The following is a 26,095-nucleotide window of genomic DNA, read 5'->3' on the forward strand; positions in this document are numbered from 1 at the left end:
GGTTCAGGCGCATCAGCCATACCGTTGAAAGGATCTTCGATGAGCATTCGACTTGAGACCGGCGACGACGCTCCTGACTTCAACCTGCCGAGCGCCGGCGGGGATTCGGTGAGTCTGGACCAGCTGCGCGGGCAGCGGGTCATCCTCTACTTCTACCCCAAGGCCTCCACGCCAGGGTGCACCACTCAGGCCTGCGATTTCCGCGATTCGCTGGACTCTCTTGCCGCCTCGGGTTACACGGTCCTGGGCATCTCACCGGATCCGGTGTCTGCTCTGCAGAAGTTCACGCAGGAACAGTCCCTGAGCTTCCCGCTGCTCTCGGATGAGGATCATTCGGTGGCAGAGTCCTACGGCGCCTGGGGCGAGAAGAAGAACTATGGCCGCGTCGTCGAGGGACTGATCCGTTCCACCATCGTGCTCGACGAGGACGGCAAGGTTGCGCTGGCCCAGTACAACGTGAAGGCCACCGGCCATGTCGCGCGTCTGCGCGAGAAGCTCGCCGCCTGAATCAGGCCGTGAGTCCTCGGTCCGGAATCTGAGCCGAGTCCTCGTCGGTGCCGAGCACCGCCCCCCCCCCGTGGCCTGGCCGGCCCGGGCTCCGGACTGAGGCTCCTGTAGACTGAGGCGTCGCTGTGAGGAGCCCAGGTGCTTCGCCAGCGGCAGCTGCGGGCGTGGCGGAATTGGTAGACGCGCTGGATTTAGGTTCCAGTGTCTTAGACGTGGGGGTTCAAGTCCCCCCGCCCGCACCATCGGATCGCTGATACGACCGGGATTCGGCAGGCCGGACCCCCAAAACCTCATAAAATTACCGATCAATGGTCCGAGGTTGACTTGGCGGCCCACGCAAGACCCAGATGGCGCAGAGCACCGTCGGATCTCGCCGCGATGTTGCCGTGACGCTCCGGCCGATGATCGAGTCCACGCCGCACGGATAGGCCGTCTTCCAGATGCAGCGCAGCGGCACCGCCACTGCGGATGGCGTGGGAAAAGCCTCGTGCCGCCCGGCCGTTCGTGCCGCACTTGCGGAGGACTCCAAGAAGTCCTGCGGCAGATACTCAGTCCTCCACACCCACGACTCGCTCATGACCTAGAACTGCGTGGCCACCTTCACGCTCTCCCGTGACCTCGGCCACGAGTCCATCAAGATGTCCGGCCACGTCTCCTCGCCCCAGCTCCTCAGCCGGCCCCTGCGCAGCGAGGAAGTTCTGAACGCGAGCGCTCGCAGGACATCGCGGGGCGCTATCCGCCCACTCCCCGATCCGCGGTCGGGCTGTCACGTGGCCGAGAGGACCGGTTGATCAGACCAGCAAAGCCCTCCTCACGGCAGCGACACAGCCACCAGCTGGCCGCGGCGCGCGAGATGCCGAATTCTTTCGTGACATGGGCCGCTGGTTTGCCGGCGATCACGCTTTTGACCGGCATGAGTCAACTATGGGGACGGCCGGGAGTTCTCCTCCAGGGCGGGAATCCGGGCAACACGGCGAGACACGGAGACCCCTCAGATCAGTGGGCTACGTGTGGCAACCACCAACCTAAGGGGCCTCTGCTCCGTTCTCACATATCAACAAGGTCTTGGCTGAGCACCTCGAGTGAGACACTCCTAGCTATTGGACCGGGATCAGGGGGCCATGGTTATCGAGCATGCATAGCCGACTCCCGCACCGAAAAAGGGGTTCGCGAACCCTCCAGCGAGCCCGAGGGTGGAACACATCCCCGCCTGTGACGCTGTGCTCATTTCGTAGCTGCGGTCGGGGGTGCCGGCATAGCTGCGGTCGGGGGTGCTGCTGCTACAGCCCTGCAGGGTGGGGTTCTCCATGCAGCTCGCGCTAGCTGATGTCGCAGTAACCCCCATCAGGACGGGAGCCGCAAGGAGCGCTGCAGCAGAGATACCCGCAAACTTCTTGATTCCACGTGCCATATCTATCAACCCTTAGTTGTGTATATCGATAATGACCTACACCAGAATTATCTTCACACTATTGGTCGAATGACAACACTCGCTTGGAAATAATTCGCAATTTGAGGTTTCTTTTACGTTAAACACAGCTAGTGTTCAGCTAAAATATCTCAACTGTGCACTTTCGTGCCTACTGGTCCTTATGTAGTTTAACGTGGACACTCGATGATCCTTGACACGCCACCCGAAATGCCAAAGTGGATCCGCGATGGAAAACCGTCAGCGCACGACGCGCTGCAGGGCTATGCAATGCGCGGCGGGGATTAGACCTGCGCTGGAGGTGATGGGGGTCAAATCCCGCCGTTAGCTTCTACGCACACCATTTCTGCGGCAGGATAAGCGGGGGGCCGATCTGGTCTTTGGGCGTGCTCGTTGACCCCATTCCCCTCATGATCCGGGGGGTGTGTCACCCAGAGGCTACTTGCGGCGGAGCATGGTTCGTCAACAGACATGCGACTCCCCAGGACTCAAGGTTGTTCTCAGAGGTGGATGCCGAGCATGCCCCGCCCACTGACTCTTCGGACTGGATGACTGTCCGCCGCAGGTGTCATGCCAGCAGCGGTGACCCGCTTCTGGGTAACGGCGGCAGAAGCTCGCAGCCTGGGAGCATCAGGATCTCGCGCTATTCATGGGACTCGATGTGGGCAAGTCAGAACCTCGATGCCAGCGCTCTCACCCCAGCAGGTGAAAAGGTCTACGACAAACCCCGGCTCAACGACAAGACCACCGCAACGGGCTCTTCAAAGACCTGGCCGGTGACCAGGGCGCCGCGATGGTCGTGTGGATCAGCCAGCCACCACGGTGGCCCCACCCTTGGCCGTCGCGCGAGTCATCGACGCGATCGAGAACGCCTACCTGCCGGGGCTCACGATGCCCAGGATGGCGGACCTGCACGCGGGATCAGCCAAGACAGATGACTGGGGCGCGTTCATCATCGGTACGACCGCCCGCACCATGCCCCCGCGCTGCGCGCGATCGCCGTCTCTGATGGCCAAGTGGCTGAGTTCGCCATGCTGGCCGGTTTCGATGATGACCTGCTGACGCGAATGACCTCGGTCAGGAACAGACTGCGCGGGCTGCTCACTCAGATCCACCAGCCCCGTATCGGCTTGTAGGCCCGTACCGGCAAGAGATCTGCGTCCTCGAGCAGCGCCGTGCCCCCATAGCCACTGAAGGCCTGTATCCCTGCGCTCCGGGTCACTGGTTTCCAGCCGCGCCGTCCCCTGGCCTCCACGGTGAGCCAGATCGTCTTCGGGACGGAGGGATCATGCCGCGGCCGGATTCTCGCCCCGCTCCTCATGATCGGCCGCAACAGGCCCGACCTGCGCAGCCCGGCGAGCAATGAGGTGAACCTGCGGTCCGACCACCCTGTGTAGTGGCGAACCTCGCCAAGCCGGAGTCGCTGCAGGACCTCCCGCTCAGCGCAGCGCATCAGCCGCACCGGGACCGGCCGATCACCGAAGCTCATCCTGCGGCGTAGCCTGAGCCCGGGGTCGGGCCCTTCCTGGTGGGACCGGCTGTGCGATCTTGCCGAGCATGTCGCGCACCCCTAAGGGCCCGACCATCACATTGTTGCTCTGGAGCAGTCCCATATGGATCTCAGAGCCCCCTCGAAGGTTGAAACAAGGTCGGCCGCCAGCATGCCGCTGAGCCCGGGATAGAGCCCGCACATCATGACCAGCAGCGCCGAGGATCCACGAAGCTCCCGCTGGACGGCGCGCAGCCGCGCGCCTCGTGGGAGACGTCGATGCAGTGGATCCCCAGGTTGGCCCAGACCCGCTGAACGCGAGGCCGATCCTGCGGCAGACGGGCCACACGGAGGGGGCTCGGGTAGTCTGAACGGCGACCAGGGAGCAGCCCACAGGTCCTGCACCGATCGAAAGGACGCGAGATGCCTTCACCCATGCAGCGCCGTCGCTTTCTCGGTGCGCTGGGACTGGCAGGCTCCGCCGGCGCGCTGCAATGGCCCGCTTCCGGGTTCACCCCCGTGCCCGTCCGGGCCGCCGAGGGCCCCGATCGGGCAGGGCCGGGCAGCGTCGTGCTCTCCGCAGTCTCTTCCGTGATGTCGATGGACCCGGCGCTGTCGGTGGACACCGAGACCGAGCGGGTCTGTCGGCAGGTCTTCGAGACCCTGGTCGGCATCGACGGCGAGACCGGTGCCACCGCGCCGCTGCTGGCCACAGACTGGGAGGTCAGCCGTGACGGGCTGACCTATACCTTCACGCTGCGCGAGGACGTGGTCTTCCATGACGGCAGCGACTTGACCGCAGAGGTGGTGGTCGCGAACTTTCAGCGCTGGGGCCGGATGAACGAGCTGCTGGGCTCCGGCGCCCCGGCTCGGACCACACTGGCCTTCGAATCGGTCTTCGGCGGATTCTTCGACGACGACGAGTGCCTCCTGGAATCGGTGGAGGCCGCCGCTGAGTTCACCGTGGAGCTCGTCCTCTCCGAGCCGCTGGTCTTTCTGCCGCAGGCGCTGGCGATGCCCGCCTTCGGCATCGCCTCCGCCGAGGTGCTCTCCGCAGACGACCCCGAGCTGCTCTCCCGGCGACCCCGAGGCACCGGCGCCTACCGGATGCTCAGCCTGAGCGCGGACGAGGCGGTGCTCGTGGCGTTCCAGGACTATTGGGATGGGAAACCCCCGGCAGAGCGCGTGGCTGTGCGCACGCTGCCCCGTTCCTTCGATCGGCTGCGGGAGCTGCAGCGCGGCGAGATCGATGTCTATGACTACATCACCGCGGACAATCTGCGTTCGCTGGTGCAGTCGGGCCGGCTGATCCTGCAGCGTGATCCGTTCTCGGTCCTCTATCTCGGCTTCAACCTGGACCACCCCGTGATGGGGGATCTGGACGTGCGTGAGGCCGCGGCGCGCGCCATCAGCCTCACCTCCCTGGTCGAGTCGTACTTCCTGGAGGGCAGTCGGCCGGCCTACCAGTTCACCCCCGCGGCGCTGGGCGTGGACTCGGAACAGGCCACCAGGTACAGCTACAACGTCGAGGAGGCGCGCGAGCTGCTGGCCGAGACCGGCTACGACGGTGAACCGCTGCGCTTCTACTATCCGATGAACGCCACCCGCAGCTACTTCCCGCGCCCGGAGGCGGTGTTCGCCTCGATCGCGCGAGATCTCACAGCGGTCGGGTTCAACATCACCCCCCGACCGGTGTCCTGGGACGACGGATACGTGGATGCGCTGCTCGACGACGAGGATCGAGCCATGCACCTGTTGGGCCGCAACGGCGGGTATCGGTCGCCGCACTCGTTCTTCGGGCCGCTGTTCTCGCACCGCACGCCCGAGTTCAACTACGACTCCGCACAGGTCCGTGGCCTGATCCGGGACGCGCGCAGCGAGGAGGAAGAGCAGTCACGCAATGACATATACCGCGAGATCGCAGACCTCGTCGCCGAGGACCTTCCCGCGCTCCCGCTGGTCCATCCGATCTCCGGAGTGGCGCTGGGCCGGGGCGTGGCTGACTATCCGATCTCCCCGGTGCTGCACGAGCTCTTCAAGGACATCACGCCGACCGACTAGCTGCTTTCCCCGGGCCGTGCTGGATTTCCCGGGCTCCCGCGCGCGCGGGTAGAGTCGAATCAAGGACAACGCGTACCACCCCCGGGTCTCATCAGGGGGAACACTCAAGGAGAATTCTGTGGCCAAGTCATCGTCGACCAGCGCTCAGCAGTCCAGCGAAGGGCAGAAGTTCGACGTCGTGCTCATCGGCGCCGGAATCATGTCCACCACTCTCGGTGCCATGCTCAAGGAGCTGGAGCCGAACTGGTCCATCGGACTGTTCGAAGCCCTGGACCAGGCGGGCCAGGAGTCCTCCGATCCCTGGAACAACGCCGGCACCGGCCACGCGGCGCTGTGCGAGCTCAACTACACCCCCCGCGGAGCCGACGGCAAGGTCTCCACCGCGAAGGCCCAAGGCATCAACGAGCAGTTCACCGTCTCCAAGCAGCTGTACTCGCACTGGGTCAAAGAGGGAACGATCGGCTCGCCGCGCACCTTCATCAACGGCCTGCCGCACATCAGCTTCGTCTGGGGCGATAAGAACGCTGATTACCTCAAGGACCGCTATGAGGCGATGAAGGCCCAGCCGCTCTTCTCCGACATCGTGCACACCGAGGACCATGCGGAGATCGCCGAATGGGCCCCGCTGCTGATCGAGGGACGCGATCCTGCCCAGCGGATCGCCGCGTCGAAGTTCGACACCGGCACCGATGTGGACTTCGGTTCGCTCACCCGCCAGCTGGCGACCCACCTGGACAGCAGCGGCGCGGATCTGCGCTACGGCCACGAGGTCCAGTCGGTCAAGCGCGGAGTGGACGGCCGGTGGGACATCAAGGTCAAGGACAAGGCCACCGGAGATCGCAGCGTGGCCAGCGCCCGCTTCGTCTTCGTCGGCGCCGGCGGCGGCGCGCTGGGACTGCTCCAGGGTGCCGGCATCGACGAGATCAAGGGCTTCGGAGGCTTCCCGGTCTCGGGCAAGTTCCTACGCAGCACCGACCCCGCCGTCGCCGCACAGCACCACGCCAAGGTCTACGGCCTGGCCTCGGTGGGTGCGCCGCCGATGTCGGTGCCGCACCTGGACACCCGCTTCGTGGAAGGCCGACGCACGCTGATGTTCGGGCCCTACGCCGGGTTCTCCACCAACTTCCTCAAGAGCGGCTCCTTCATGGATCTGCCGCTCTCGGTCCGCCCGCACAACCTGCTGCCGATGCTGCAGGTGGGCAAGGACAACACCGATCTGGTGACCTACCTGGTCAAGGAGGTCACCAAGTCCTCGAGCTCGAAGTTCGAAGAGCTGCATGCCTTCTTCCCCAGCGCGGGCTCGGAGGCCTGGGAGATGATCACCGCCGGTCAGCGGGTGCAGGTGATGAAGAAGAACGAGAAGGGCAAGGGCGTGCTGCAGTTCGGCACCGAGCTGATCTCCGCCCGGGACGGCTCCATCGCCGGTCTGCTCGGAGCCTCCCCCGGTGCCTCCACGGCGCCGTCGATCATGTTCTCCCTGCTCGAGCGGTGCTTCGGTGCGCAGATGGACCGGTGGCGGCCCAAGCTGGAGCAGATGGTCCCCTCCTTCGGGCAGGCGCTCAACGACAACCCGGGACTGCTCTCCGAGATCACTGCCGAGACCGTCGAGACCCTGCAGCTGCAGCCCTGATCCATGGCGCGTCTTGAATTTCCGGCACCGGAGTCTGTGCGGACCCCCGCAGGACTGACACTGCACACCTGGACCCACCAGGACCCCACCGGGCCACCGGTGCTGCTGATCCACGGCTTTGCCAGCAGCACGCTGTACAACTGGGTGAAGACCGGCTGGCTCGACCCGCTGGCGAGGACCGGGCGCAGCATCATCGCCGTGGACCTGCCCGGACACGGTGCTTCCCAGGACCTCAACCCGGTGGAGGTCCGAGTCCGGGACATCCTCGCGGATCTCAGCTCACACCTCCTGGCGCAGGGGCACGAGACGGTCGCCGTGCATGGTTACTCGCTGGGGTCCCGTCTGGCCTGGGAGTTCAGCGCGGCCCACCCCGAGATGGTCACGCACCTGGTCATGGGCGGCTCCCCCACCGATGACCGCCTCGGCGCGCTGAAGGCCAAACAGGCCCGACTCTGGGTGCAGGAGGGCGTGCGACCGGTCGATGACCTGACGCGCAACCTGGTCACCCTGGCCGGAGCCCTGCCCGGTGCCAACGTGCCGCACACCGTGGAGCTGCTGCTCAGCCTCTCGGCGGATCCCTACGATCCCGCCTCCGCGGTACCCCCGGTTCCGACTCTGGTGGTGGCCGGCTCGCAGGACGAGATCGCCGCCGAAGCCGCCTCCCTGGTCCCGCTGGTGACCGCACAGGGAGCTGTCGCGGCGTTCGTGCAGATCCCCGAGCGTGACCACATCAATGCGGTGACCTCGCGCGACTACAAGGCGGCCGTGGTCAGCTTCCTGCAGACCGACTGAGCCCCGAATTCATTCCGCCGGACCCTGCGTGTTGGGCTGATCCATCGGGGCGCCGGGTTCGATCTCGGCATCGGGCCTCGGCATTGGACTGGGTCCCGTGCGCAGCCCTGGAGTGGAAGGGGATCCGGCGCTGGAACTGGGGCTGCCCCAGAGCCGGTCGGAGAACACCACGCCGACGGCCAGTGCGCTTCCCGCCACCGTGACCGCGGCCGCAGCGCCTGCGCCGATCTCATCGGCGGCGATCCCTGCCAGGGTCAGGCCCAGCGCGGCCCCCAGCAGCACTCCCCCGGCGACGGCGGTGAGCGCGGTGGGCACCCGCGCCGCTGGCACCCCGACGGCCAGACCGGCATAGAGTCCCAGCACCAGCCGCCCCAGCACGGCCGACTGAAGCACGACGATCACGCTGAGCACCAGCAGCGCGGCCAGGCCCTGAGGAAGCCCCACCGCCAGCAGCAGCAGGATCAGGCTGGAGGCGAGCAGCAGGACGACATTCAGCCGCCGTCTGCGCAGGGTCAGCGGCGCGGTGAAGCTCGAGGGGTTCCAGCGGGCGCAGAGAACACCGGCGGCCGCCATGAGCCCGAGCGTCACCGCGAACCAGCTGGATCGCTGGAGGCTCTGCGCGGCATCCAACGCCGTGATCCACAGCCCGCCCAGGACAAGGCCCACCGCCGCCGCGAGGAGGATCGCGGCGCTGATCCCTCTGGCCCAAGAAATGACCTTCTCGGGCTGCTCGGCGGGGAGTCCGTGGTGTTCCAGCAGCTGCTGCTGCGCGTGTTCCGCTCCTCCCAGGGGCAGCCGTGCGGAGTCGCTGGGTGCCTCGAGCCGATGCGCCCGGTCCACGGCATAGATCGGCACCGCGATCGCGGTGAACACCGCTGAGCTGAGCAGGCCCACCGTGGGCCCGAAGCTGAAGCTGAACAGGACCAGCAGCAAGGGCCCGAGGATCAGGGCCGCGTCGTCCAGCCTGGCCTCTCTGCGCAGCAAGGCGCCCGCCAGGGGTCCCGCGGGCGGTGCCGAGCCGTCGATGCGGCTGAAGCTGGCCACCGCTGGAGTGCTCAGACCGGCCAGGAGCGTGCAGACCAGAAGCACCGTGTAGATGGTCGCATCGGAGGTGAGCGTGTCTGCCTGGGTGAGTCGTGCCACGCTGCTGATCATGAGCACCAGCATCAGCACATGGGCGATGGCGCTGCTCAGCAAGACGTTGCGCACACCGAATCGCTCGGCGCTCGCCACAGCGGCGGGCGCGGAGATCGAGAGACCGACCAGGGCTGCGGCGGTGAGCGTAGCAGTGGTGAACATCGACCCGGTGCTGGCGGCGGCGGCGACCATGACGCCCACCGGCAGCAGCGGCCCGGGCATCCGGGCGGCCAGGGAGACCGTCGTGGTCAGCGCGGACCGGCCGCTCACGGGATGACCATCTCGGTGGTGGATCCGGCGCGGTGGCGGTGGATGCGCAGCTGGGTCGGGATGGCGCGGTGCATCTCGGTGACGTGGCTGACCAGCCCCACCCTGCGGCCCTCACCCTGAAGCCGGTGCAGCGCGGCCATCACATGTTCCAGCGTGTCCTCATCCAGCGAGCCGAATCCCTCGTCGATGAACAGGGATTCCATACCGATTCCGCCGGACTCGGCCTGGACCACCTCGGCGAGGCCCAGCGCCATCGAGAGCGAGGCCATGAAGGTCTCGCCGCCCGAGAGCGAGGAGGTGGGCCGTTCGACGTCGCTGTGGTCGTCGTGGACCTTCAGCTCCAGTCCGCGCAGCCCGCGTCCACCCGCCTCATCGCTGTGCTGCAGCTGGTAGCGGTCTTCAGACATCGTGGCCAGGTGTCGGGTGGCGGCCTCGGCGACGCGTTCGAGGCGCGCTGCCAGGACGTAGGTGGTCAGCGTCATCTTCAGGGAGTTCTCGGGACCGGCACCATTGATGGTTGCGGCCAGTTCGCTTCTCATGCGCTGTTCTCCCAGTGCGGCGTCACGATGCCGCAGCGCGTCCAGAAGCTTGGCGCTCATGTCCTCCACGGCTTCACGCTGTGTGTCATAGCGCAGCACCGCCGCCGCCGCGTCCGCTGCGGCCTGCGCTGCGGCGCGGCTGTTCTCGGCTGCGGTGTCGATCTCCTCAGCCTCTGGCCTGGTCTGACCCTCGTCATGCCGACGCCTGCCGGCCCGGATGACCTCCTGCTCGGACTCGTAGTCGAGCTGCCGCTGCAGCTCGTCCCAGCGCTGGACGCTCTGGTGCTGACTGTCCCGGAGGTCCTGGCCCAGCTGGGCGTCCCGCAGCTGGGCCCGGTCCGCGAACACCGAGGCCTCCAGCTCGGCGGCGGCGCTGCGCTGGGCACGGTCCCGGTGGGACCGCAGAACATCGGCCGCTTCGATCTGCCGCTGCGCGGTGCGCAGCTCCTGCAACACCTGCTCAAGCGCCTCGCGGCGCAGGCGCAGGGAGTCGTAACGTCCGCGGAGTCCGGCCAGCGCCGCCTCGAGTTCCGCGATCTGGGTCCGCTGGTGCTTCAGCGTCTCCTGGGCCTGCTGCGCCTGGTGCTGCGCCTCGGTGTGCCGTGCGTCCACGCGCTGCTGTTCGGCGACGCTGTCGTCCAGGCGTTCGCGCAGCCTGCGCTGCTCCGATCTCCGCTGCTCCGCGAGGGTGAGCGCTTCGCGGGCCTGAGCCAGCTCCTCCTCGGTGCGCTCGATCGGGATTTCGGCGGAGTCCCCAAGCTCCACAAGGATCGCGTCGCGCTGTGCATTGAGGCTGCGGAGCTCGACCTGGGCTTCGCGGAGCTGATCCCGGGCGTTCTGCAGCTGAAGCTGGGTGTGTTCCACCTGTTCCCGGGTGATGGACGGGTCCTGGTCTCCGGCGGGGTCGGGATGTTCGGTGGAGCCGCAGACCATGCAGGGCGCCCCGTCCTCGAGCTCACCGGCAAGCTGCAGGGCGATGCTGCGCAGGTAGGACTGCAGCCGCGCCCGATGCTGGTCCTGCGCCTGGTCATGAGCGCGTTCGCGCTCGGACTGGCGTTCCCGCCAGGTCGCGCAGCGGTCTTGAAGCGCATCCCGGGTGCGCTGGGTCTGCACCCGGGTCGCAAGCAGGTCGGCGTGTGTCCGGGCCGCATCCCTGGCGGCCTCCAGCTCCTGGGGATCCTCGAGTGCACTCTGCAGAGCCTGGTGCGCGGCGCGGAGGCGCTCCCGCTCCCCGGAGAGGGTCTCAGCCTCGGCCTCGGCCTGCCCCTGCTGCTGCTGGGTCTGTGTCTGCGCCTCACGCAGTTCGGTGAGCCGGGTCTCGAGCTGCTCGGCGTCGGCCCCGGAGAGTCGGGCGCGCAGCGCGATCAGCTCCTCGATGGCAGCAAGGACCACCGCAGCCGCTGGTTCCTGGTCTTCGGCGAACAGGTCGCGGGGTGTGACCTCCTCGGGCTGCAGGGCTGCGAACCCTTCCAGGCTCGATGCGGCCCCGCGGGTCGTCGCCGAGGCGGTCGCGAGCGCGGTCCGGTGCTCCTCTGCGGCCTCCTCGGCGGCACTGAACCAGGTCTGGATCTGCGCAGCCGACTCGTGCCGATCCAGCTGTGCGCGCAGCGTCGAGACGTGCTCGCGCTGCGCCTGGTGGGCCGCACGCCGTTCGGCATGGTCGATGAACCAGCTCAGGGTCTCATCGCGGGCTCGCAGCTCCTCCAGCGCGGCGGAAGCCTGCTGAGCGGCGGTGTCGGCCGCCGCTGCGCTGCGCTGCAGCTGGGCGTGCCGGGCCTCAATGGCTTCAGCCACGCGGGGGCCCAGCTCCGCCGGGCTGAGCTCTGCGAGCTCTGCCTCCCGGAGCCCGGTCCGTTCCAGGACGGCCTCGGCCGCTTCGGAAGACGAGGGCGCAGTGGCTCCCTCCCCAGTGACCTCCGGCGCAGCAGCATCCGGCCCAGTGGCTCCCTGCCCAGTGACCTCCGGCCCAGCAGAATCCTGCCCTGCACCTCCGGTTTCGGCGTCCGCGGGAGCCGGGAGCATCGCCACCGCGGCCTGGGTCAGGTGCTCCCGGTGCATCGCGATCCTGGTGTCGCTGGCCTGGAGCTGCTGCTCAGCCTCCCGGGCCAGTTCACGCAGGTGCTTCTCCACCAGGGTGAACCGATCCGTGTCGAAGAGGCGCTCGAGGAGGTCCTGCTTGTCCTTGCTGCTGGCGTGCAGAAAGTGTGCAAAGGCTCCCTGGGGCAGCAGGATCACCTTGGTGAACTGGTGCAGGTCCAGTCCGAGCATGCGCTGCATCTCATCATTGGCCGCCTGGATGCCGGAGGTATAGGGCTGCCAGGCTCCGTCCTGAAGAAATTCGACGACGACGCGCTGCCCGACCTCGCGCTGGCGGCTGGGGTCGCGCTTCTGGGGGCGGCCGTGGTGCGGTGATCGCCAGACCCGGCAGCGCCGCCCGCCCTGGGTGAATTCCAGCTGCACATAGGGCTCGCTCACGGCGGGCGCGTGGGTGCTCTTGAGCTGGGTCTTGTCTCGCTGGCCCGGGACGTCTCCGTAGAGCGCGAAGGTGACCGCGTCCAGGATCGAGGTCTTGCCGGCGCCGGTGCGTCCGCGCAGCAGGAACAGCCCGTCGGCGCCGAGCCGATCGAAGTCGATCAGCTCGGTGCCGGGAAAGGGGCCGAAGGCATGCAGGGTGAGCCGGTGCAGCTTCATGGCCGCACCGCCTGCAGCGTCCCTGCGATCAGGTGAGCCTCCTCGAGGCTGGGTCCGCGTCCGCCGCGCACGTGTTCCAGGAATCCGTCGATGACCTCGGTGTCGGTGCGCGCCTGCTCCACCTTCGCCGAGTAGGTCCGGTGGGGAGCGTCCTGGCGTCCGGTGTGCGAGAACGAGGACATGTACGGGTAGACCTCCTGGAGGCGTTGGAAGGCGCGGGCCGGGCGGACCGGATCGGTGAGCCTGACCTGCACGTAGGACTCCTCGTGCGCCGCCACCGTGTCCGGGCTCAGCAGCTCCTCGAGCGTCGCCTCCAGCTGTGCCAGGGGCCGCCCGATGTTCCAGTCCAGCGGCTGGGCCGGTTCTCCCGAACGCGAGTCCCAGAGCCAGGCACCCTTGGCCTGCCGGGTTTCGGAGAAGGAGAGCCGCAGCGGGGATCCGCTGTAGCGCACGGTCTCGGAGAGCCGCTGACGCCCGTGCAGGTGGCCCAGCGCGACATAGTCGAAGCCGTCGAAGAGCTCAAGGGGCACCACGGCCAGCCCGCCGATGCTGTCCTGGTGGTGCGTGGGCTGATCTCCGGCGGCGGCGTCCACGCCGATATTGCGCTCGGAGTCCGAGGCGGCCCCGGCGGCGGCGAAGAGGTGCGCCATGAGCACCACCTTCAGCTCGGGGCCGGGACCCACCCCGGGCTGCTCCGTGGTGTGCTCCGAGGCCGCAGCGGCTGCCGGCGCGGCGGCGGCCTGCCGACGTCGAGCCACGTCCGCCCAGATGCGCTCGATCACCTCTGCGGTGACCCCGGTATGGTGTCCGCGGTCCAGCCCCAGGCTGGGCGCGAAGAGCTGCGGCTCCAGGTAGGGGATGCCATAGACCAGCGTCCTGCCGCCGTCGGGCTCGGTGACCTCCACCGGGGTCCATGAGTCGCTCAGGGAGCTGCGGATGTGCACGCCTGAACCGCGCATCAGCACACGTCCGAATCCGAGCCGCTGGGCGGAATCGTGGTTTCCCGGGGTGATGATCACCTGGGCCCCGCTCTCGGTCAGCCGCTGCAGCGTCTCCTCCAGGGCGGCGACGGCCCATTCGGGGGGCAACGCGCGGTCATAGACGTCTCCGGCGATCAGGACCACGTCCACCTGGTGCTCGGTCACCGCGGCGCAGACCGTCTCGAGCATCTGCTCCTGCTCGGTGCGCAGGGAATGACCATGGAAGCCTCGACCGAGGTGGAAGTCCGATGTGTGGAGCCAGCGCATGCCCCCACGGTATCGGCTGGCACGGACATGGCCCCTGCACCACCCCGCAGGCGACTATTCTGAACGGGTGGAGACTGCCGAGAGACTGATCAGCCGCTTGCGCCCGGTGCTGGCCGCCGCCGTGGATCCACAGGATCCGCAGCCACCGGGTGAGCCGATCCTGCTGCATGCCGAGGTGCTGCACCAGATGTGCACCGCAGATGGCCTGATGGAGCTGCTGGACTGGTCTCGCCAGGGACTCGGCGCGGATCCGCTGGCCTGCATGTGGCTCGGCTCGCTGCGCTGGTACCGGCTCATCACCGGGTCCTACCCGGAGCATGCGCCGCAGCCACCGGCGCGCCCGTTGGATCAGGCGCTGACGCAGCTGAGCCGGCAGGGCGGGTTCACGGCGCGGACCGGCTCCGGCATGACCAGCCTGCGCGGACTCAGCCAGGGGCAGATGGCCTATCCGAGCGCACCGGCACAACCGGAGTCCACCGATTCCGCCGTGCTGCTGCGCGCGGTGCCGATCGGCCTGGTGCCCTATATCGATGCGCCGATGCGACGGAGCTGGGTGCGCCAGGCCGTCGCGCTCACGCACGGGCATCCGGAGCTGACGCAGAGGGCCGAGGAGCTCGCGGATCTCGTGCACCGTCTGGCCGGCGGTCCCCCCGCGGAGGCGCTCCCCGAGTCCGCGGCGCAGCAGCAGGCGGTGCTCAGCGCAGGCCTGGACGACGACGTCGCCGCCATCCTGGACCGCCAGCTCCGCGCCGCGGCCGGAGCGGCACCCGCGGCAGCCTCCGCCCACACAGAAGCCTCAGCCCCGGCCCCCGACTCCCCCCGCGCAGAAGCCCCCGCCTCAGCCTCAGCCTCAGCCCAGTTCAGCGCGTCATCCTCCGAGGACACCCCGATATCCGGCGCCCCGCTCGGCGGCTCGGAGTCCACCGGGGAGCTGCGCACGATCTATGACGTGATCGAGGAGCTGGCCCAGGACTGGGAAGAGGTCACCCGGGCGCGCTGAGCGGCCAGTGCGACCCGAGCATCGCGCGGAACTCCTCCTCGGCGATCAGCCGCAGCCGCTGGCCGTCTCGCTGCCGACGCAGCGCCTCGCGGGCCTTGCTGCTGCGCAGCGGGAAGGACTGCTCCGGCTCGCGCAGCTCCCAGGGTTCGAAGCCGTCCCCGACGACCAGCATCGTGGTGCCGGCGGTGACCCGGGAGGCCGTGGCCGCGCCCAGCGCGGCCACCAGCTGCTTGGCCTCGGCACGCGGGATCGCCAGGTTGCCGGTGAAGGTCAGCTGCTGGGCGAACAGCGGGTGAGCCGGGTCTGCCACCGAGGACGGCGGCAGGTTCTTGCCCTCGTCCTGCCAGCGCATCAGGTCCGGCATGTGCCGTGGCTGCGGGGCGGGGAATCGGGCGTCGAAGAGGTGTGCCATGCCGCGCACCTGTCGGGTCGCCCGAGACTCCCGCGTCCGGGGGCCCTGCCAGGACTCCATGGTGCGCGCCGCGATCCCGCTCTCCTGGAAGAGCCGATGGGTGGTCCCGACGTTGCGACGGGCCGCGATGTCGCAGACCACCGCCGCCGAGGCCCGTGCGTCGTCGAGGGCGTAGTGGTGCTGGGTGAGCTGGTAGCCGGCCTCGGCGGCCGCCTTGGGCAGCGCATGGGAGGCCAGCTGGTAGTTCGCCCGGGAGAGCCGCACCGAGCACAGGCAGCTCAGGCCCGGGGAGTCGAGCCCGCTGACCTCCAGCGCGGCCTCGAAGACCTCGATGTCGAATCCGGCGTTGTGCGCGACGAGCACGTCCTCGCCGATGAAGTCCTGGATCTCACCGAAGAGTTCTCCGAAGCGCGGCGCCTGGGCCACCGCGTCTGCAGTGATCCCGTGGATCGCGACATTATGCGGGTCGAATCGGTCGAAGCCCTCCGGGGGACGCATCGCGGAGTAGTAGCTCTCGACCTCCGCTCCGTCGCGGATCCGCACCAGTCCGATGGCGCAGGGCGACCCGCGGAACCCGTTGGCGGTCTCGAAGTCCACGGCGGTGAAGTTCAGGCCCTTCACCGGATCAGCGCCTCCACGATGTGACCTCGCAGCGCGGCGAAGGCCTTGCCCCGGTGGGAGATCGCATTCTTCTCCTCCATGGAGAGCTCGGCGGTGCTGCGGGTCTCCCCCACGGGCTGCAGGATCGGATCGTAGCCGAAGCCGGCCTGGCCCTGGGGTTCGCGCAGCAGCCTGCCCTGGAGGCGCCCGGTGGTGGTGAACTCACTCGCCGGTCGGCCCTGGGCGTCGGGGATCACCAGGGAGGCCACGCAGACGAAGGCCGCGCCGCGGTGGGCCGGAGCGATGTCGGCGAGCTGTTCCAGCAGCAGCTTCAGGTTCGCCTCGTCGGAGGCTCGGGCGCCGGCCCAGCGGGCGGAGAAGATTCCGGGGGCTCCGCCGAGGACGTCCACGGCGAGCCCGGAATCATCGGCCACGGCGGGCAGCCCGGTCTCGGCGGCAACGGCGCGCGCCTTCAGCAGCGAGTTCTCCTCGAAGCTCAGACCGGTCTCCGGGATCTCGGCGCAGCCGGCGGTGGCCGCATCGATGACCGCGGTCTCCAGATCAAGCTCGCTCAGCTGAGGACTTGAACCCAGCAGGGCACGGAATTCGCCGAGCTTACCCGGGTTTCGGGTGGCCAGCACGATCCTGGGCGTCACGGGGCCAGCGCCTCCCGCTGCAGCTGGGCCAGCCGGTCGGTCCCGCCCAGGGCGAGGTCGAGCAGCCTATCCAGCTCTGTGCGGTTGAACGGGGTTCCCTCGGCGGTGCCCTGGATCTCCACGAATTCCCCGGAACCGGTGACCACGACGTTCATGTCGGTGCCCGCGGTGGAGTCCTCCGTGTAGGGCAGGTCGAGCACGGCCTGGCCATCGGGGAGCACCCCGACCGAGATCGCGGCGACGGAGTCCTTGAGCACCGCGGCACGCTTGGACACGTGGCCCTGCTCGCGCGCCCATTCCACCGCGTCGGCCAGCGCCACGTAGGCCCCGGTGATCGCGGCGGTGCGGGTGCCGCCGTCGGCCTGCAGCACGTCACAGTCCAGGGTGATCATGTTTTCGCCCAGCGCCTTCGTGTCCACGACCGCGCGCAGCGATCGGCCGATCAGCCGGGAGATCTCGTGGGTGCGCCCACCGATCTTTCCCTTCACGGATTCACGTCCGGAGCGGGTGTTGGTGGCCCGGGGCAGCATCGCGTATTCGGCGGTGACCCAGCCTTCGCCCCGGCCCTTGAGCCAGCGTGGCACGTTGGACTCGAAGGAGGCGGTGCACAGCACGCGGGTGCCGCCGAACTCGATCAGCGCCGAGCCTTCGGCGTGGGCGTTCCAGTTCCGGGTGATGGTGACCGGGCGCAGCTCATCGGCTGCGCGTCCGTCGGTCCGCAAGGTGGTGATGGTCACTGCTCGCTCTCTCCGTGGTGGTGGGTCGTGGCGGCACCGATCTCATAGGTGACGCCGGCGACGGCGACCGCGAGGTCGCCGTCGTATTGTTCTCGTGCCTTGGCCAGCAGCACCCGCTGGGAGGTCCAGACCGGAATGTGGGTCAGCAGCAGCCGCCCCACCCCCGCGGCTCGGGCCGTTGCTCCGGCGCGGTGGCCGTTCAGGTGCACCCCGTCGATATGGTCGTCGCGGCCGTCCTCGAAGGCAGCCTCGCAGAGGAAGACGTCGGCGCCCTGAGCGGCTTCGACGAGTCCCTCGCAGGCGTCGGTGTCTCCGGAGTAGGTCAGCGTGTGCGCGCGGGCATCGGCCGAGGCCTCGGCGGCGATGTCGATCCGCAGCGCGTAGGCCTCCTCGATCGGGTGCCGCACCGGGACCGGGGTGATGGTGAAGGGCCCGATGGTCTCGGCCTGCCGGGGCTGCCAGGTCCTGAAGTCGAAGTCGGGGTGCATCCCGGGGTTGGGGTCCATCCCGTAGGCGCTGGCGATCCGCTGGTCGGTGGTGGAGGGCCCGTAGACGGGCACGTGCTTGCCCGGCCAGCCTCCGGGCCGCCAGCGGATGGCCACATGGAGTCCGCACAGGTCCATGTAGTGGTCCGGGTGAAGGTGGGAGAGGCAGACCGCGTCGATGTCTTCCAGCGCCAGGTGCTGCTGCAGCTTCCCCAGCGCGCCATTGCCCAGATCCACCACGACGCGCCAGGTCCGGCCCTGATACCCGGCGGTCAGCAGATAGCACGAGGCCGGGGACTCCGGGCCGGGGAAAGATCCGCTGCACCCGATGATGGTGAGTTTCATATGGTGCCGGGCTCCCCTTCAGTCATCCTGCGCTCCGGACAGCATAGCGGGAGAGATGCGTCGGATCACGCCGGTGGGATAGGTCTCACGCACATGAGCCACCTGACGCACGGTGAGCACCTCGGGGCCGAGGAAGCGCCGCGCCAGCAGCGCGAACGCCTCGGCGTCGCCGGTGGAGAGGAAGGTGTGGCCCGTTGGCTCGAGGACTCCCCGGGCCGAGGAGACCGTCGGGCGCTGGAGGTCCTCCCGGGTCAGCGCCCGGTAGAGGTCCTTGGCGGTCTCCTCCGCGGAGGAGACCAGGGTGACCTGCTCCCCCATGACGAAGGAGATCACGCCGGTCAGCAGCGGGTAGTGCGTGCAGCCCAGCACCAGCGTGTCGACCCCGGCGGCCTGGAGCGGTGCCAGGTACTCCCGAGCGGCGTCGAGCAGCTCGTCTCCGGTGGTGACGCCGCGTTCGACGAACTCCACGAAGCGCGGGGCGGCCGCGCTGGTGATCTGCAGCGCCGGGGCGGCGGCGAAGGTGTCCTCATAGGCTCCGGAGCCTACGGTCGCGGCGGTGCCGATGACCCCGATGCGTCCGTTGCGCGTGGCCGAGACCGCGCGCCGCACCGCGGGTTGGATGACTTCGATCACCGGGATCCCATGGCGATCGGTGTAGCGTTCCCGGGCGTCGCGCAGCACCGCGGCCGAGGCGGAATTGCACGCGATGACCAGCGCCTTGACCCCGGAGTCGACGAGCTCGTCCATGACTCCCAGCGCGTGGGCGCGGACCCGCGCGATCGGCAGCGGTCCGTAGGGGCCGTGGGCGGTGTCACCGAGGTAGGTGATCAGCTCCCCGGGCAGCTGGTCCAGCACGGCCCGGGCCACGGTCAGTCCACCGACCCCGGAGTCGAAGATGCCCACCGGAGCCGAGGCGTTCATCGAGACGATGTTCCCGCACCGCCGCTCGCCTCCGGGCCTGAATCACCGGATTCTGGGTCCCCGGGCTCTGGATCCCCGGCGCCTGCATCCCCGGCGACCGCCGCGTCGTCGGCCGTCCCGTGCTCCGGGAGGAACTCGGTCATCGCGCTGAACAGGGTCTCCTGGAGCCAGGTGATGAAGGTGTAGATCTCCGCCATGAAGGAATCGGTGTCCTTCGCGCTGGGTCCGACGGCGAGGCTGTGCACCCGCTCGGCGTCTTCGGCGCTGTGCAGCCGCAGCCGGCTGGCCAGGGTCAGCCGCAGATCGTTGAGCGCTCGTCCGAAGATCGGCGCGACGTCCTCGTCCATGGTCACCGGCGTGGACTCCAGCAGCATCCGCGCGGTGCGCAGATCCGCCATCTTGGCGCTGCGCAGCGAATTCTCGCTGAGACGACGGAACTGCCCGGCCTGCTCCGGATCGCTGGAGGCATCCGGCAGCAGCCGGCGCAGCACCTCGTCCTCCGGGGGTGCCAGCGGCTCCTCGCCGCCCAACCCTGCGAGCTCGGCCCGGAAATGGGCGAAGGCGGGGTCCTCGGCGCCGGACGGGGTCGAGTCTTCCTGTGCCAGATCCTCTCGGCTCTCCAGGAGCTCGATGACATCGGCGCACAGTGAACCGAGCAGGCGCCGTTCGTGCTGTTCGAGGTCGGCGCGGTATCCCGTGGTGGTGGCGCGAAAAGCTGTCGCCATGGGTTACTCGGCCTCTTCCAGGGTCGCCTGCAGGCCGTACTGATGCATGGCGGTGACGTCCCGCTCGGCCTTCTCCCGCGGGCCGTGGGAGACCACGGCGCGGCCTTCCTGGTGCACCTGCATCATCAGTTTCTCCGCGCGGGCCTTGGAGTGACCGAAGTAGCTGCGGAAGACCCAGCTGACATAGGTCATCAGGTTGACCGGGTCGTTCCAGACGACCACCTGGTAGGGGCGCGCGGCCGAGAGGAGCTGGGAGAACTCGGAATCGAGGTCAGTCTCCTCACGGCTGAGCGTGGATCCTTCGGCTGAACTCATGCTCGGTATTCTACGCTGGGGCTGTGACACCTCAATCTGCCTCCGCCCAGCCTCACGCTGCGCGCGCCACCGAGTCCGCCTCCGCCGCTGCTGCGCCTGCCGTCCCGGCCACCGCGCTGCTCACCGATCAGTATGAGCTGACCATGGTCCAGGCCGCGCTGGCCTCCGGGGCCGCCGGACGGCGCTGCGTCTTCGAGGTCTTCACCCGGCACCTTCCCGCAGGTCGGCGATACGGGGTGGTGGCCGGCACCGGACGGATGCTCGAGGGCCTCGCCGCCTTCCGCTTCGGCGGGGCCGAGATCGATTGGCTCCGCAGCCGGGGCATCGTGGATGAGCCGACGCTGGAGTTCCTTGCGGACTACCGGTTCTCCGGAGACATCCACGGCTACGCCGAGGGAGAGATCTTCCTGCCCGACTCCCCGGTGCTGCGCGTCGAGGCGAGCTTCGCCGAGGCCTGCCTGCTGGAGACCTACGTGCTCTCGGTGCTCAACCACGACTCGGCCATCGCCTCCGCCGCCTCGCGCATGACCGTGGCCGCTGGGAACCGGCCGTGTGTGGAGATGGGGTCACGACGCACCCAGGAGTTCAGCGCGGTGGCCGCGGCCCGGGCGGCCGCCGTCGCCGGCTTCACCGCCACCTCGAACCTTGAGGCGGGGCGCCGCTGGGGCCTGCCCACCCTGGGCACCGCCGCCCATGCCTTCACGCTGCTCCATGATTCCGAGGAAGAAGCCTTCGAGGCCCAGGTCGCGGCCTTCGGCCCGGGCACCACCTTGTTGGTGGACACCTACGACGTGGAGACCGCGGTGCGCCGCGCGGCCTCGATCGCCGGGCCCGAGCTGGGCGCGGTCCGGCTGGACTCCGGGGACCTGGTGGAGCAGGCCCGCGAGGTGCGGGCGCTGCTGGATTCGCTGGGCAACACCGGCACCCGGATCATCGTCTCGTCGGACCTCGACGAGCACGCCATCGCCCGGCTGCAGTCGGCCCCGGTGGACTCCTACGGGGTGGGCACGAAGCTGGTGACCGGCAGCGGCTCCCCCACCGCCGCGATGGTCTACAAGCTGGTGGCGCGCACCGACGACGACGGCGCGAGCATCCCCGTGGCGAAGAACGCCCCGGGCAAGTCCAGCCCTGGCGGGGTCAAGCATCCGCTGCGCAGCCTGGACGCGTCCGGTCGGGCGACTGCGGAGCTGATCGGGGTCGGCGCCGCGCCGCAGACCCACGGTCAGCGCACCCGTGAGCTGATGGTGCCGCTGGTCCGAGGCGGTGAGATCGCCCAGGAGCACACCGGCGAGGCCGGCGTGGCCCGCGCGCGAGATCGCCATGCGGCGTCGCTCGCTGAACTGCCTCCGGCGGCCAAGCGGCTGCAGGACGGCGACCCGGTGCTGCCCACGATCTTCAGCTGAGCTGCTCGATGGGCTTCTCGCCGAGCTCGCTCGGCCCAGCACCCGCCTGGTCAGCGGTGTGGCTGTTCACGGCGGCGTCGTTGAGGATGCAGATCACCTCGGCGTCCTCCGGGCCTGCCGCGCTGAGTCCGTGGGGGCGCAGCGTGTCGAACTCCGCGGCCTCCCCCGCCTGCAGCAGGATCTCCTCTTCGCCGAGCTGCAGCCGCAGGCGCCCGGAGAGCACATAGAGCCACTCGTATCCATCGTGGCTGCCCAGTTCGGTGATCGGCGGGCGCGGCACATAGCGGATCTTGTAGGTGTGCACCGGTGAGCTCTCCGGGGACAGCGGCTGCACCAGCATCCCGTTGCGCTCCCAGGCGTCTCGCTGCACCCTCGGGTCCGGGCTGGAGGCCACGAGCAGCTCGTCCACGGTGATGCCCAGACAGCGGGTGATCGGCAGCAGCAGCTCCAGGCTGGCCTGGCGCTTGCCGGACTCCAGTCGGGACAGCGTGCTCGGCGAGATCCCGGCTCCGCGGGCCAGTCGATCGAGGGTCCATCCCCGGGCGGTGCGGGCGGAGCGCAGGCGCAGCCCCAGCTGGGCGAGTTCTTCCATAGGAGCATTCTCGCGAGTTCTTGCCATTTCAGCAAGACGTCTTTCATGGGCGTCCCGGGCCGCGCATGCTGGAGCCATGAACAGCACAGCAGAAGCAGAACTCTTCGACGCCATCATCATCGGCGGCAGCGCCGCGGGACTCAGCGCCGCCCAGTCGCTGGGCCGGGCACTGCGCAGGACCTTGGTCCTCGACACCGGCGAACCCCGCAACCGATTCGCCGATCAGATGCACAACATCCTGGGGCAGGACGGCGCCTCCCCTGCCCAGCTGGTCGAGGCTGGCCGCGGGGAGGCGCAGCGCTACGGGGTCGAACACCTCACTGCGGGGGTGCACCGGGTGAGTGAATCCACCCGCGCCGATTCGGTCGACAGGACCGGACGGCGGGAACTCGTGGTCACGCTGGACTCCGGGGTCCAGCTCTTCACGCGCAGCGTGATCGCCGCCTCCGGGCTCACCGATGAGCTGCCGCCCATCCCGGGGCTGGCACAGCACTGGGGCAGCAGCGTGCTGCACTGTCCCTACTGCCACGGCTGGGAGGTCCGAGGCCAGCGTCTGGCCGTGCTGGCCACCAGCCCGATGCAGCTGCACCAGGCGCAGCTGCTGCGCCAGTGGAGTGATCGGCTGACCTTCCTCAGCGCCGGCGCCGGCGAGCTCGCCGCAGAGACGCTCCAGCGGCTGCGATCACGCGGCGTGGTCGTGGAACCGACCCCGGTCATCGAGGTCACCGGCGATGGCACAGGCGTGACCGGCGTCGTGCTGGAGGATTCTCGCACCCTCGAGCTGGACGCCATCTTCACCGCAGGCAGCCTCCTCCCGCGTGATCACTACCTGCGTGGGCTGGGGCTTGCGCGCGAGGACACCATGGTGGGCAGCTTCTTGAAGATCGACGCGATGGGTCAGACCTCCCATGACCGGATCTGGGCTGCCGGAAACGTCGCCTCGCCCATGGCGACGGTCCCGCTGTCCATGGGGATGGGAAGCTTCGCCGGAGCGGCGGCCAACGCGGCGCTGGTCACCGAGGAGTTCGACCTCGCCGAGGCGGGGAGGAACCAGTAACGTGGTGGGTGTGCGGTCGCGAGGTCCTCGCGCCGCACACCCGTACCAGCAGAGTTCCGACCAGGAGGACGTAGTGGCCCAGGCGCTGATCATTGTCGATGTGCAGCAGGACTTCTGCGAAGGTGGGGCGCTGGCGGTGGCCGGCGGCGCGCGGGTCGCCAGTGAGATCAGCGAGTTCCTGGAGGACAGCTACGCCGAGTTCGACGCGATCCTCACCACCCAGGACTGGCACATCGATCCAGGCCCGCATTTCTCGACCACCCCGGACTTCCAGGAGAGCTGGCCCGAGCACTGCGTCGCAGGCACTCCGGGCGCGGAGCTGCATCCGAATCTCGACACCGAACACGTGGACGCCCGCTTCCTCAAGGGCCTCTACTCCGACGGCTACTCCGGATTCGAGGGCCTGGAGGGCGATCCCGAGAAGGTCGGCACCCTGGAGGGCGAGAACGGCACCAAGGTGGGGCCCGCCGCGGCCATCACCGAGGGCGCCGCGGACCTCCACACCTGGCTCCGCGCCCAGGACATCGACTCCGTGACCGTGGTCGGGATCGCCACCGATCACTGCGTGCGGGCCACCGTGCTGGACGCGGTGGAGAACGACTACCGGGTGAGGGTGATCCGTGAGCTCACGGTGGGCGTGGGCGAGGACTCGGTCGATGAGGCCTACGCGGAGTTCGACGCCGCCGAGGTCGAGATCGTCAGCCTCGAGGACCTCTGAGCCGGACCGCTGGGGCAGAACCTCTGAACTCGAGGACCTCTGAACAGGGACCACTGAGGCACCACCTCTGAGTCCCCCGGCCGCGGCGTCACCTGCGCCCGACGAACCACATCTGGATCTTCTTCAGCCGCTCCTCGAGCTGAGCCTGGGTGGCCTGACCCACCGCAGGCCCGCCGCAGGCATCGCGGAGCTTGGTATGGATGCTGCCCTGGTGCATCCCGGTCTTCGCGGCATAGGCCGAGACCGACTTGTTCAGCGTGGCCCGCAGGGTCTTGAGCTGCCGGTGGTCCACCACGGGCTCTGCTGGCTCCGTCGTCGCAGTCGCGGGCTTGCGGCGCAGCTGGTCCGCCTGATGCTGACGCAGCAGCGTGGAGACCTGCTCGGGCTCCAGCAGGCCAGGGATGCCCAGGAAGTCGAGCTCCTCCTCGGAGCCCATAGCGCCGCCGAGGCCGAACTCGGCGCCGTCGAAGAGCACCTTGTCGAAGGACGCGTTGGAGTGCAGCGCCGCAAACTCGCCACGCTCCAGCTGGTCCGATCCGCGCTCCTCCTTATTGGCGGCATCGAGCAGCTCGTCGTCGAGGCCCTCCTCGGAGTCCTCGGCCGCGGTGCGCGGGACCTCCAGGGCGTGGTCGCGCTCCTGCTCCATCTCGTTGGCCAGCGTGGTGAGCACCGGCACCGAGGGCAGGAAGACCGAGGCCACCTCGGCCTTCTTGCGCAGCCGCACGAAGCGCCCGACCGCCTGGGCGAAGAACAGCGGGGTCGAGGTGGAGGTCGCGTAGACGCCCACGCAGAGCCGCGGCACGTCGACCCCCTCGGAGACCATCCTGACCGCGACCATCCACATCTTCGAGGGGTCTTCGGAGAACTTCTCGATCTGGTTCGAGGCGCCCTTGTCATCGGAGAGCACCACGGTGGTCTTCTGCCCGGTGAGCTCGTCGAGCTGCGCGGCATAGGCGCGCGCGGTCTCGTGGTCGGTCGCGATGACCAGGCCCCCGGCGTCGTCGATCTTGTCGCGGACCTTGAGCAGGCGCTGGTGCGCAGCCCGCAGCACCGCGGGGATCCACTCGCCCTCGGGGTTCAGCGCGGTGCGCCAGGCATGGTTGGTGATGTCCTTGGTCGCGGCGGCCCCGAGCTGGGCCTCCATCTCCTCCCCGGCCGAAGTGCGCCAGCGCATGTTCCCGGAGTAGGCCATGAAGACCACCGGGCGCACCACGCGGTCCTTGAGCGCCGGACCGTAGTTATAGGCGTAGTCCGCCTTGGAGCGGCGCACCCCGGCGCCGTCCTCCACATATTCCACGAAGGGGATCGGAGAGGTGTCGGAGCGGAACGGGGTGCCGGTCAGCGCCAGGCGCCGGACCGCCGGGTCGAAGGCCTCACGCACGCCGTCGCCCCAGGACAGGGCGTCACCGGCATGGTGGATCTCGTCGAAGATCACCAGTGTGCGTCCGGCCTCGGTCTTGTTCCGGTGCAGCGCCGGCTTGTTCGCGACCTGTGAATAGGTCACCACGACGCCCATGTACTGGCGCCCGTGGCGACCGTCGGAGTTCTTGAAGTTCGGGTCCAGGGCCAGGCCCACGCGCCCGGCGGCGTCGGCCCACTGCCGCTTCAGGTGCTCGGTGGGCGCGACCACGTAGATCCGGTTGACCTCACCGGATTCCACCAGCAGCTTCGCCACGCGCAGCGCGAAGGTGGTCTTGCCGGCACCCGGGGTGGCGACGGCGAGGAAGTCCTTGGGCCGCTTCTGGATATAGAGGTCCAGGGCCTCCTGCTGCCACTGGCGCAGCGTTCCCGCGGTGCCGTGCGCGGCGCGGTGCGGATAGACCGGCGGCAGGGATCTGCCGACATCGGTGCCGACGTCGAAAAGGGTCTCAGACTGCTCCACTGTGTGCTTGGCTCAGCGCAGGTTCAGCTGCGGCCGAAGCCGAAGAAGCCGCGCTTGCCGCCGGAGTCCCCGCCGGACTCGCCGTCCCCGTCGCCGCCGCCCATCATCTCTTCGTAGATCTCTTTGCACTCGGGGCATACGGGGAACTTCTTGGGGTCCCGCGAGGGGATCCAGACCTTGCCGCACAGCGCCACGACGGCGCCGCCCTCCAGGGCAGACTCCATGATGCGGTTCTTGTTCACGTAGTGCGCGAAGCGCTCGTGATCACCGGGCTCGGAGAGCTGCTCCTGGTGCACACGTTCGATGGTGGCGGCTCCGCCCGGAGCCGGTGCGGCGTCCGGATCAGCAGTGTGCATGCCGAACCGGGCGGAGGCGGGCTGGAGTCCGTTGTCGTTGACCATCATGGACCCTAGTCTAGCGAGCCTGGGCCGACACATCATCCCCGCGCGACGCCG

23 protein-coding genes and 1 tRNA gene are annotated in these 26,095 nt (G+C 68.7%); 10 read left to right on the top strand and 14 right to left on the bottom strand.

Annotated elements, in window-relative coordinates:
- Positions 1 to 39 precede the first annotated feature (39 nt).
- Together bcp and I2487_RS10880 are read left to right on the top strand one after the other, a co-directional pair.
- A complete protein-coding gene (gene bcp / locus I2487_RS10875; RefSeq protein WP_207171436.1) occupies positions 40 to 507 on the top strand; it encodes a thioredoxin-dependent thiol peroxidase in 468 nt (155 codons plus the stop codon).
- Positions 508 to 665: 158 nt separating this feature from the next.
- A tRNA-Leu gene (locus tag I2487_RS10880) sits at positions 666 to 749 on the top strand.
- 490 nt (positions 750 to 1,239) lie between these two features.
- Here I2487_RS10880 and I2487_RS10885 read toward each other — a convergent pair.
- On the bottom strand, positions 1,240 to 1,422 hold the full coding sequence (locus I2487_RS10885) for a helix-turn-helix domain-containing protein (protein ID WP_207171434.1): 183 nt from the start codon (positions 1,420 to 1,422) through the stop codon (positions 1,240 to 1,242).
- Between the two features lie 1,348 nt (positions 1,423 to 2,770).
- Here I2487_RS10885 and I2487_RS10890 point away from each other — a divergent pair.
- From I2487_RS10890 to I2487_RS10905, 4 genes are all read left to right on the top strand, one after another.
- Entirely contained in the window at positions 2,771 to 2,998 is a 228-nt protein-coding gene (locus I2487_RS10890; RefSeq protein WP_207171432.1) for a hypothetical protein, read from the top strand.
- 850 nt (positions 2,999 to 3,848) lie between these two features.
- Positions 3,849 to 5,486 carry an ABC transporter substrate-binding protein gene (locus tag I2487_RS10895; protein ID WP_207171430.1) on the top strand — a complete coding sequence of 546 codons (1,638 nt, stop codon included), beginning with the start codon at positions 3,849 to 3,851 and terminating at the stop codon, positions 5,484 to 5,486.
- A gap of 118 nt (positions 5,487 to 5,604) precedes the next feature.
- The gene (locus I2487_RS10900) at positions 5,605 to 7,116 is read left to right on the top strand and encodes a malate:quinone oxidoreductase (protein ID WP_207171428.1); all 1,512 of its coding nucleotides are present in this window, start codon (positions 5,605 to 5,607) and stop codon (positions 7,114 to 7,116) included.
- A 3-nt stretch (positions 7,117 to 7,119) separates the two neighbouring features.
- Positions 7,120 to 7,908 carry an alpha/beta fold hydrolase gene (locus I2487_RS10905; protein ID WP_207171426.1) on the top strand — a complete coding sequence of 263 codons (789 nt, stop codon included), beginning with the start codon at positions 7,120 to 7,122 and terminating at the stop codon, positions 7,906 to 7,908.
- A 9-nt stretch (positions 7,909 to 7,917) separates the two neighbouring features.
- Here the strand turns inward: I2487_RS10905 and I2487_RS10910 are convergent, their stop codons facing one another.
- The 3 genes from I2487_RS10910 to I2487_RS10920 are packed head-to-tail and all read right to left on the bottom strand — an operon-like array spanning position 7,918 to position 13,792.
- A complete protein-coding gene (locus I2487_RS10910) occupies positions 7,918 to 9,315 on the bottom strand; it encodes a hypothetical protein (protein ID WP_207171424.1) in 1,398 nt (465 codons plus the stop codon).
- Positions 9,312 to 12,545: an AAA family ATPase gene (locus tag I2487_RS10915; protein WP_207171422.1), complete on the bottom strand. Its 3,234-nt coding sequence runs from the start codon at positions 12,543 to 12,545 to the stop codon at positions 9,312 to 9,314. The genes I2487_RS10910 and I2487_RS10915 overlap by 4 nt, the downstream gene beginning before the upstream one ends.
- Positions 12,542 to 13,792, bottom strand: coding sequence for an exonuclease SbcCD subunit D (locus I2487_RS10920; protein ID WP_207171420.1), 1,251 nt, complete (start codon positions 13,790 to 13,792; stop codon positions 12,542 to 12,544). Before I2487_RS10920 ends, I2487_RS10915 begins: the two co-directional genes overlap by 4 nt.
- Before the next feature lie 67 nt (positions 13,793 to 13,859).
- Here I2487_RS10920 and I2487_RS15755 point away from each other — a divergent pair, with 67 nt between their 5' ends.
- A complete protein-coding gene (locus tag I2487_RS15755; protein WP_207173045.1) occupies positions 13,860 to 14,792 on the top strand; it encodes an ADP-ribosylglycohydrolase family protein in 933 nt (310 codons plus the stop codon).
- On the opposite strand, the gene I2487_RS10930 is transcribed toward I2487_RS15755, so the two are convergent.
- Genes I2487_RS10930 through clpS form a run of 7 tightly spaced genes read right to left on the bottom strand, consistent with a single transcriptional unit; the run spans position 14,776 to position 19,988 of the window.
- A complete protein-coding gene (locus I2487_RS10930; protein ID WP_207171175.1) occupies positions 14,776 to 15,825 on the bottom strand; it encodes an exonuclease domain-containing protein in 1,050 nt (349 codons plus the stop codon). The two genes, I2487_RS15755 and I2487_RS10930, sit on opposite strands and share 17 nt — an antisense overlap.
- Positions 15,822 to 16,460, bottom strand: coding sequence for an RdgB/HAM1 family non-canonical purine NTP pyrophosphatase (rdgB, locus tag I2487_RS10935; protein ID WP_207171174.1), 639 nt, complete (start codon positions 16,458 to 16,460; stop codon positions 15,822 to 15,824). Before rdgB ends, I2487_RS10930 begins: the two co-directional genes overlap by 4 nt.
- Positions 16,457 to 17,191 (bottom strand): ribonuclease PH, encoded by a 735-nt coding sequence (gene rph, locus I2487_RS10940; protein ID WP_345941408.1) that lies wholly within the window; start codon positions 17,189 to 17,191, stop codon positions 16,457 to 16,459. The genes rdgB and rph overlap by 4 nt, the downstream gene beginning before the upstream one ends.
- A 2-nt stretch (positions 17,192 to 17,193) precedes the next feature.
- On the bottom strand, positions 17,194 to 18,027 hold the full coding sequence (locus tag I2487_RS10945; protein WP_207171173.1) for an MBL fold metallo-hydrolase: 834 nt from the start codon (positions 18,025 to 18,027) through the stop codon (positions 17,194 to 17,196).
- Between the two features lie 18 nt (positions 18,028 to 18,045).
- The gene (gene murI, locus I2487_RS10950; RefSeq protein WP_207171172.1) at positions 18,046 to 18,948 is read right to left on the bottom strand and encodes a glutamate racemase; all 903 of its coding nucleotides are present in this window, start codon (positions 18,946 to 18,948) and stop codon (positions 18,046 to 18,048) included.
- Positions 18,945 to 19,673, bottom strand: a complete 729-nt coding sequence (locus I2487_RS10955; RefSeq protein ID WP_207171171.1) for a DUF2017 domain-containing protein — start codon at positions 19,671 to 19,673, stop codon at positions 18,945 to 18,947. Before I2487_RS10955 ends, murI begins: the two co-directional genes overlap by 4 nt.
- A gap of 3 nt (positions 19,674 to 19,676) precedes the next feature.
- Positions 19,677 to 19,988 (bottom strand): ATP-dependent Clp protease adapter ClpS, encoded by a 312-nt coding sequence (gene clpS / locus I2487_RS10960; RefSeq protein WP_036476432.1) that lies wholly within the window; start codon positions 19,986 to 19,988, stop codon positions 19,677 to 19,679.
- A 143-nt stretch (positions 19,989 to 20,131) separates the two neighbouring features.
- Between clpS and I2487_RS10965 the strand changes: the two genes are divergently transcribed.
- Complete coding sequence (locus I2487_RS10965) at positions 20,132 to 21,391, top strand: nicotinate phosphoribosyltransferase (protein ID WP_518523718.1); 1,260 nt, start codon at positions 20,132 to 20,134, stop codon at positions 21,389 to 21,391.
- Here I2487_RS10965 and I2487_RS10970 read toward each other — a convergent pair.
- On the bottom strand, positions 21,384 to 21,983 hold the full coding sequence (locus tag I2487_RS10970) for a helix-turn-helix domain-containing protein (RefSeq protein ID WP_207171169.1): 600 nt from the start codon (positions 21,981 to 21,983) through the stop codon (positions 21,384 to 21,386). The two genes, I2487_RS10965 and I2487_RS10970, sit on opposite strands and share 8 nt — an antisense overlap.
- A 76-nt stretch (positions 21,984 to 22,059) precedes the next feature.
- Here I2487_RS10970 and I2487_RS10975 point away from each other — a divergent pair, with 76 nt between their 5' ends.
- Both I2487_RS10975 and I2487_RS10980 read left to right on the top strand, forming a co-directional pair.
- Positions 22,060 to 23,040, top strand: coding sequence for an NAD(P)/FAD-dependent oxidoreductase (locus I2487_RS10975; protein WP_207171168.1), 981 nt, complete (start codon positions 22,060 to 22,062; stop codon positions 23,038 to 23,040).
- Positions 23,041 to 23,113: 73 nt separating this feature from the next.
- A complete protein-coding gene (locus tag I2487_RS10980; protein WP_207171167.1) occupies positions 23,114 to 23,758 on the top strand; it encodes an isochorismatase family protein in 645 nt (214 codons plus the stop codon).
- Between the two features lie 88 nt (positions 23,759 to 23,846).
- Here the strand turns inward: I2487_RS10980 and I2487_RS10985 are convergent, their stop codons facing one another.
- Positions 23,847 to 25,640 carry a DEAD/DEAH box helicase family protein gene (locus I2487_RS10985; RefSeq protein ID WP_207171166.1) on the bottom strand — a complete coding sequence of 598 codons (1,794 nt, stop codon included), beginning with the start codon at positions 25,638 to 25,640 and terminating at the stop codon, positions 23,847 to 23,849.
- A gap of 23 nt (positions 25,641 to 25,663) precedes the next feature.
- Positions 25,664 to 26,044 (bottom strand): DUF3039 domain-containing protein, encoded by a 381-nt coding sequence (locus I2487_RS10990; protein WP_518523715.1) that lies wholly within the window; start codon positions 26,042 to 26,044, stop codon positions 25,664 to 25,666.
- Positions 26,045 to 26,095: the final 51 nt, after the last annotated feature.

It is taken from the genome of Nesterenkonia sp. E16_10 (assembly GCF_017347085.1).
Classification (GTDB): Bacteria; Actinomycetota; Actinomycetes; order Actinomycetales; family Micrococcaceae; genus Nesterenkonia.

Bases quoted from the DNA above. Each gene is read 5' to 3' on its own strand.
- bcp (WP_207171436.1), top strand. From the start codon at position 40: ATGAGCATTCGACTTGAGACCGGCGACGACGCTCCTGACTTCAACCTG.
- I2487_RS10885 (WP_207171434.1), bottom strand. From the start codon at position 1,422: ATGCCGGTCAAAAGCGTGATCGCCGGCAAACCAGCGGCCCATGTCACG.
- I2487_RS10895 (WP_207171430.1), top strand. From the start codon at position 3,849: ATGCCTTCACCCATGCAGCGCCGTCGCTTTCTCGGTGCGCTGGGACTG.
- I2487_RS10905 (WP_207171426.1), top strand. From the start codon at position 7,120: ATGGCGCGTCTTGAATTTCCGGCACCGGAGTCTGTGCGGACCCCCGCA.
- I2487_RS10915 (WP_207171422.1), bottom strand. From the start codon at position 12,545: ATGAAGCTGCACCGGCTCACCCTGCATGCCTTCGGCCCCTTTCCCGGC.
- I2487_RS10920 (WP_207171420.1), bottom strand. From the start codon at position 13,792: ATGCGCTGGCTCCACACATCGGACTTCCACCTCGGTCGAGGCTTCCAT.
- I2487_RS10945 (WP_207171173.1), bottom strand. From the start codon at position 18,027: ATGAAACTCACCATCATCGGGTGCAGCGGATCTTTCCCCGGCCCGGAG.
- murI (WP_207171172.1), bottom strand. From the start codon at position 18,948: ATGAACGCCTCGGCTCCGGTGGGCATCTTCGACTCCGGGGTCGGTGGA.
- I2487_RS10955 (WP_207171171.1), bottom strand. From the start codon at position 19,673: ATGGCGACAGCTTTTCGCGCCACCACCACGGGATACCGCGCCGACCTC.
- clpS (WP_036476432.1), bottom strand. From the start codon at position 19,988: ATGAGTTCAGCCGAAGGATCCACGCTCAGCCGTGAGGAGACTGACCTC.
- I2487_RS10965 (WP_518523718.1), top strand. From the start codon at position 20,132: ATGGTCCAGGCCGCGCTGGCCTCCGGGGCCGCCGGACGGCGCTGCGTC.
- I2487_RS10970 (WP_207171169.1), bottom strand. From the start codon at position 21,983: ATGGAAGAACTCGCCCAGCTGGGGCTGCGCCTGCGCTCCGCCCGCACC.
- I2487_RS10975 (WP_207171168.1), top strand. From the start codon at position 22,060: ATGAACAGCACAGCAGAAGCAGAACTCTTCGACGCCATCATCATCGGC.
- I2487_RS10990 (WP_518523715.1), bottom strand. From the start codon at position 26,044: ATGATGGTCAACGACAACGGACTCCAGCCCGCCTCCGCCCGGTTCGGC.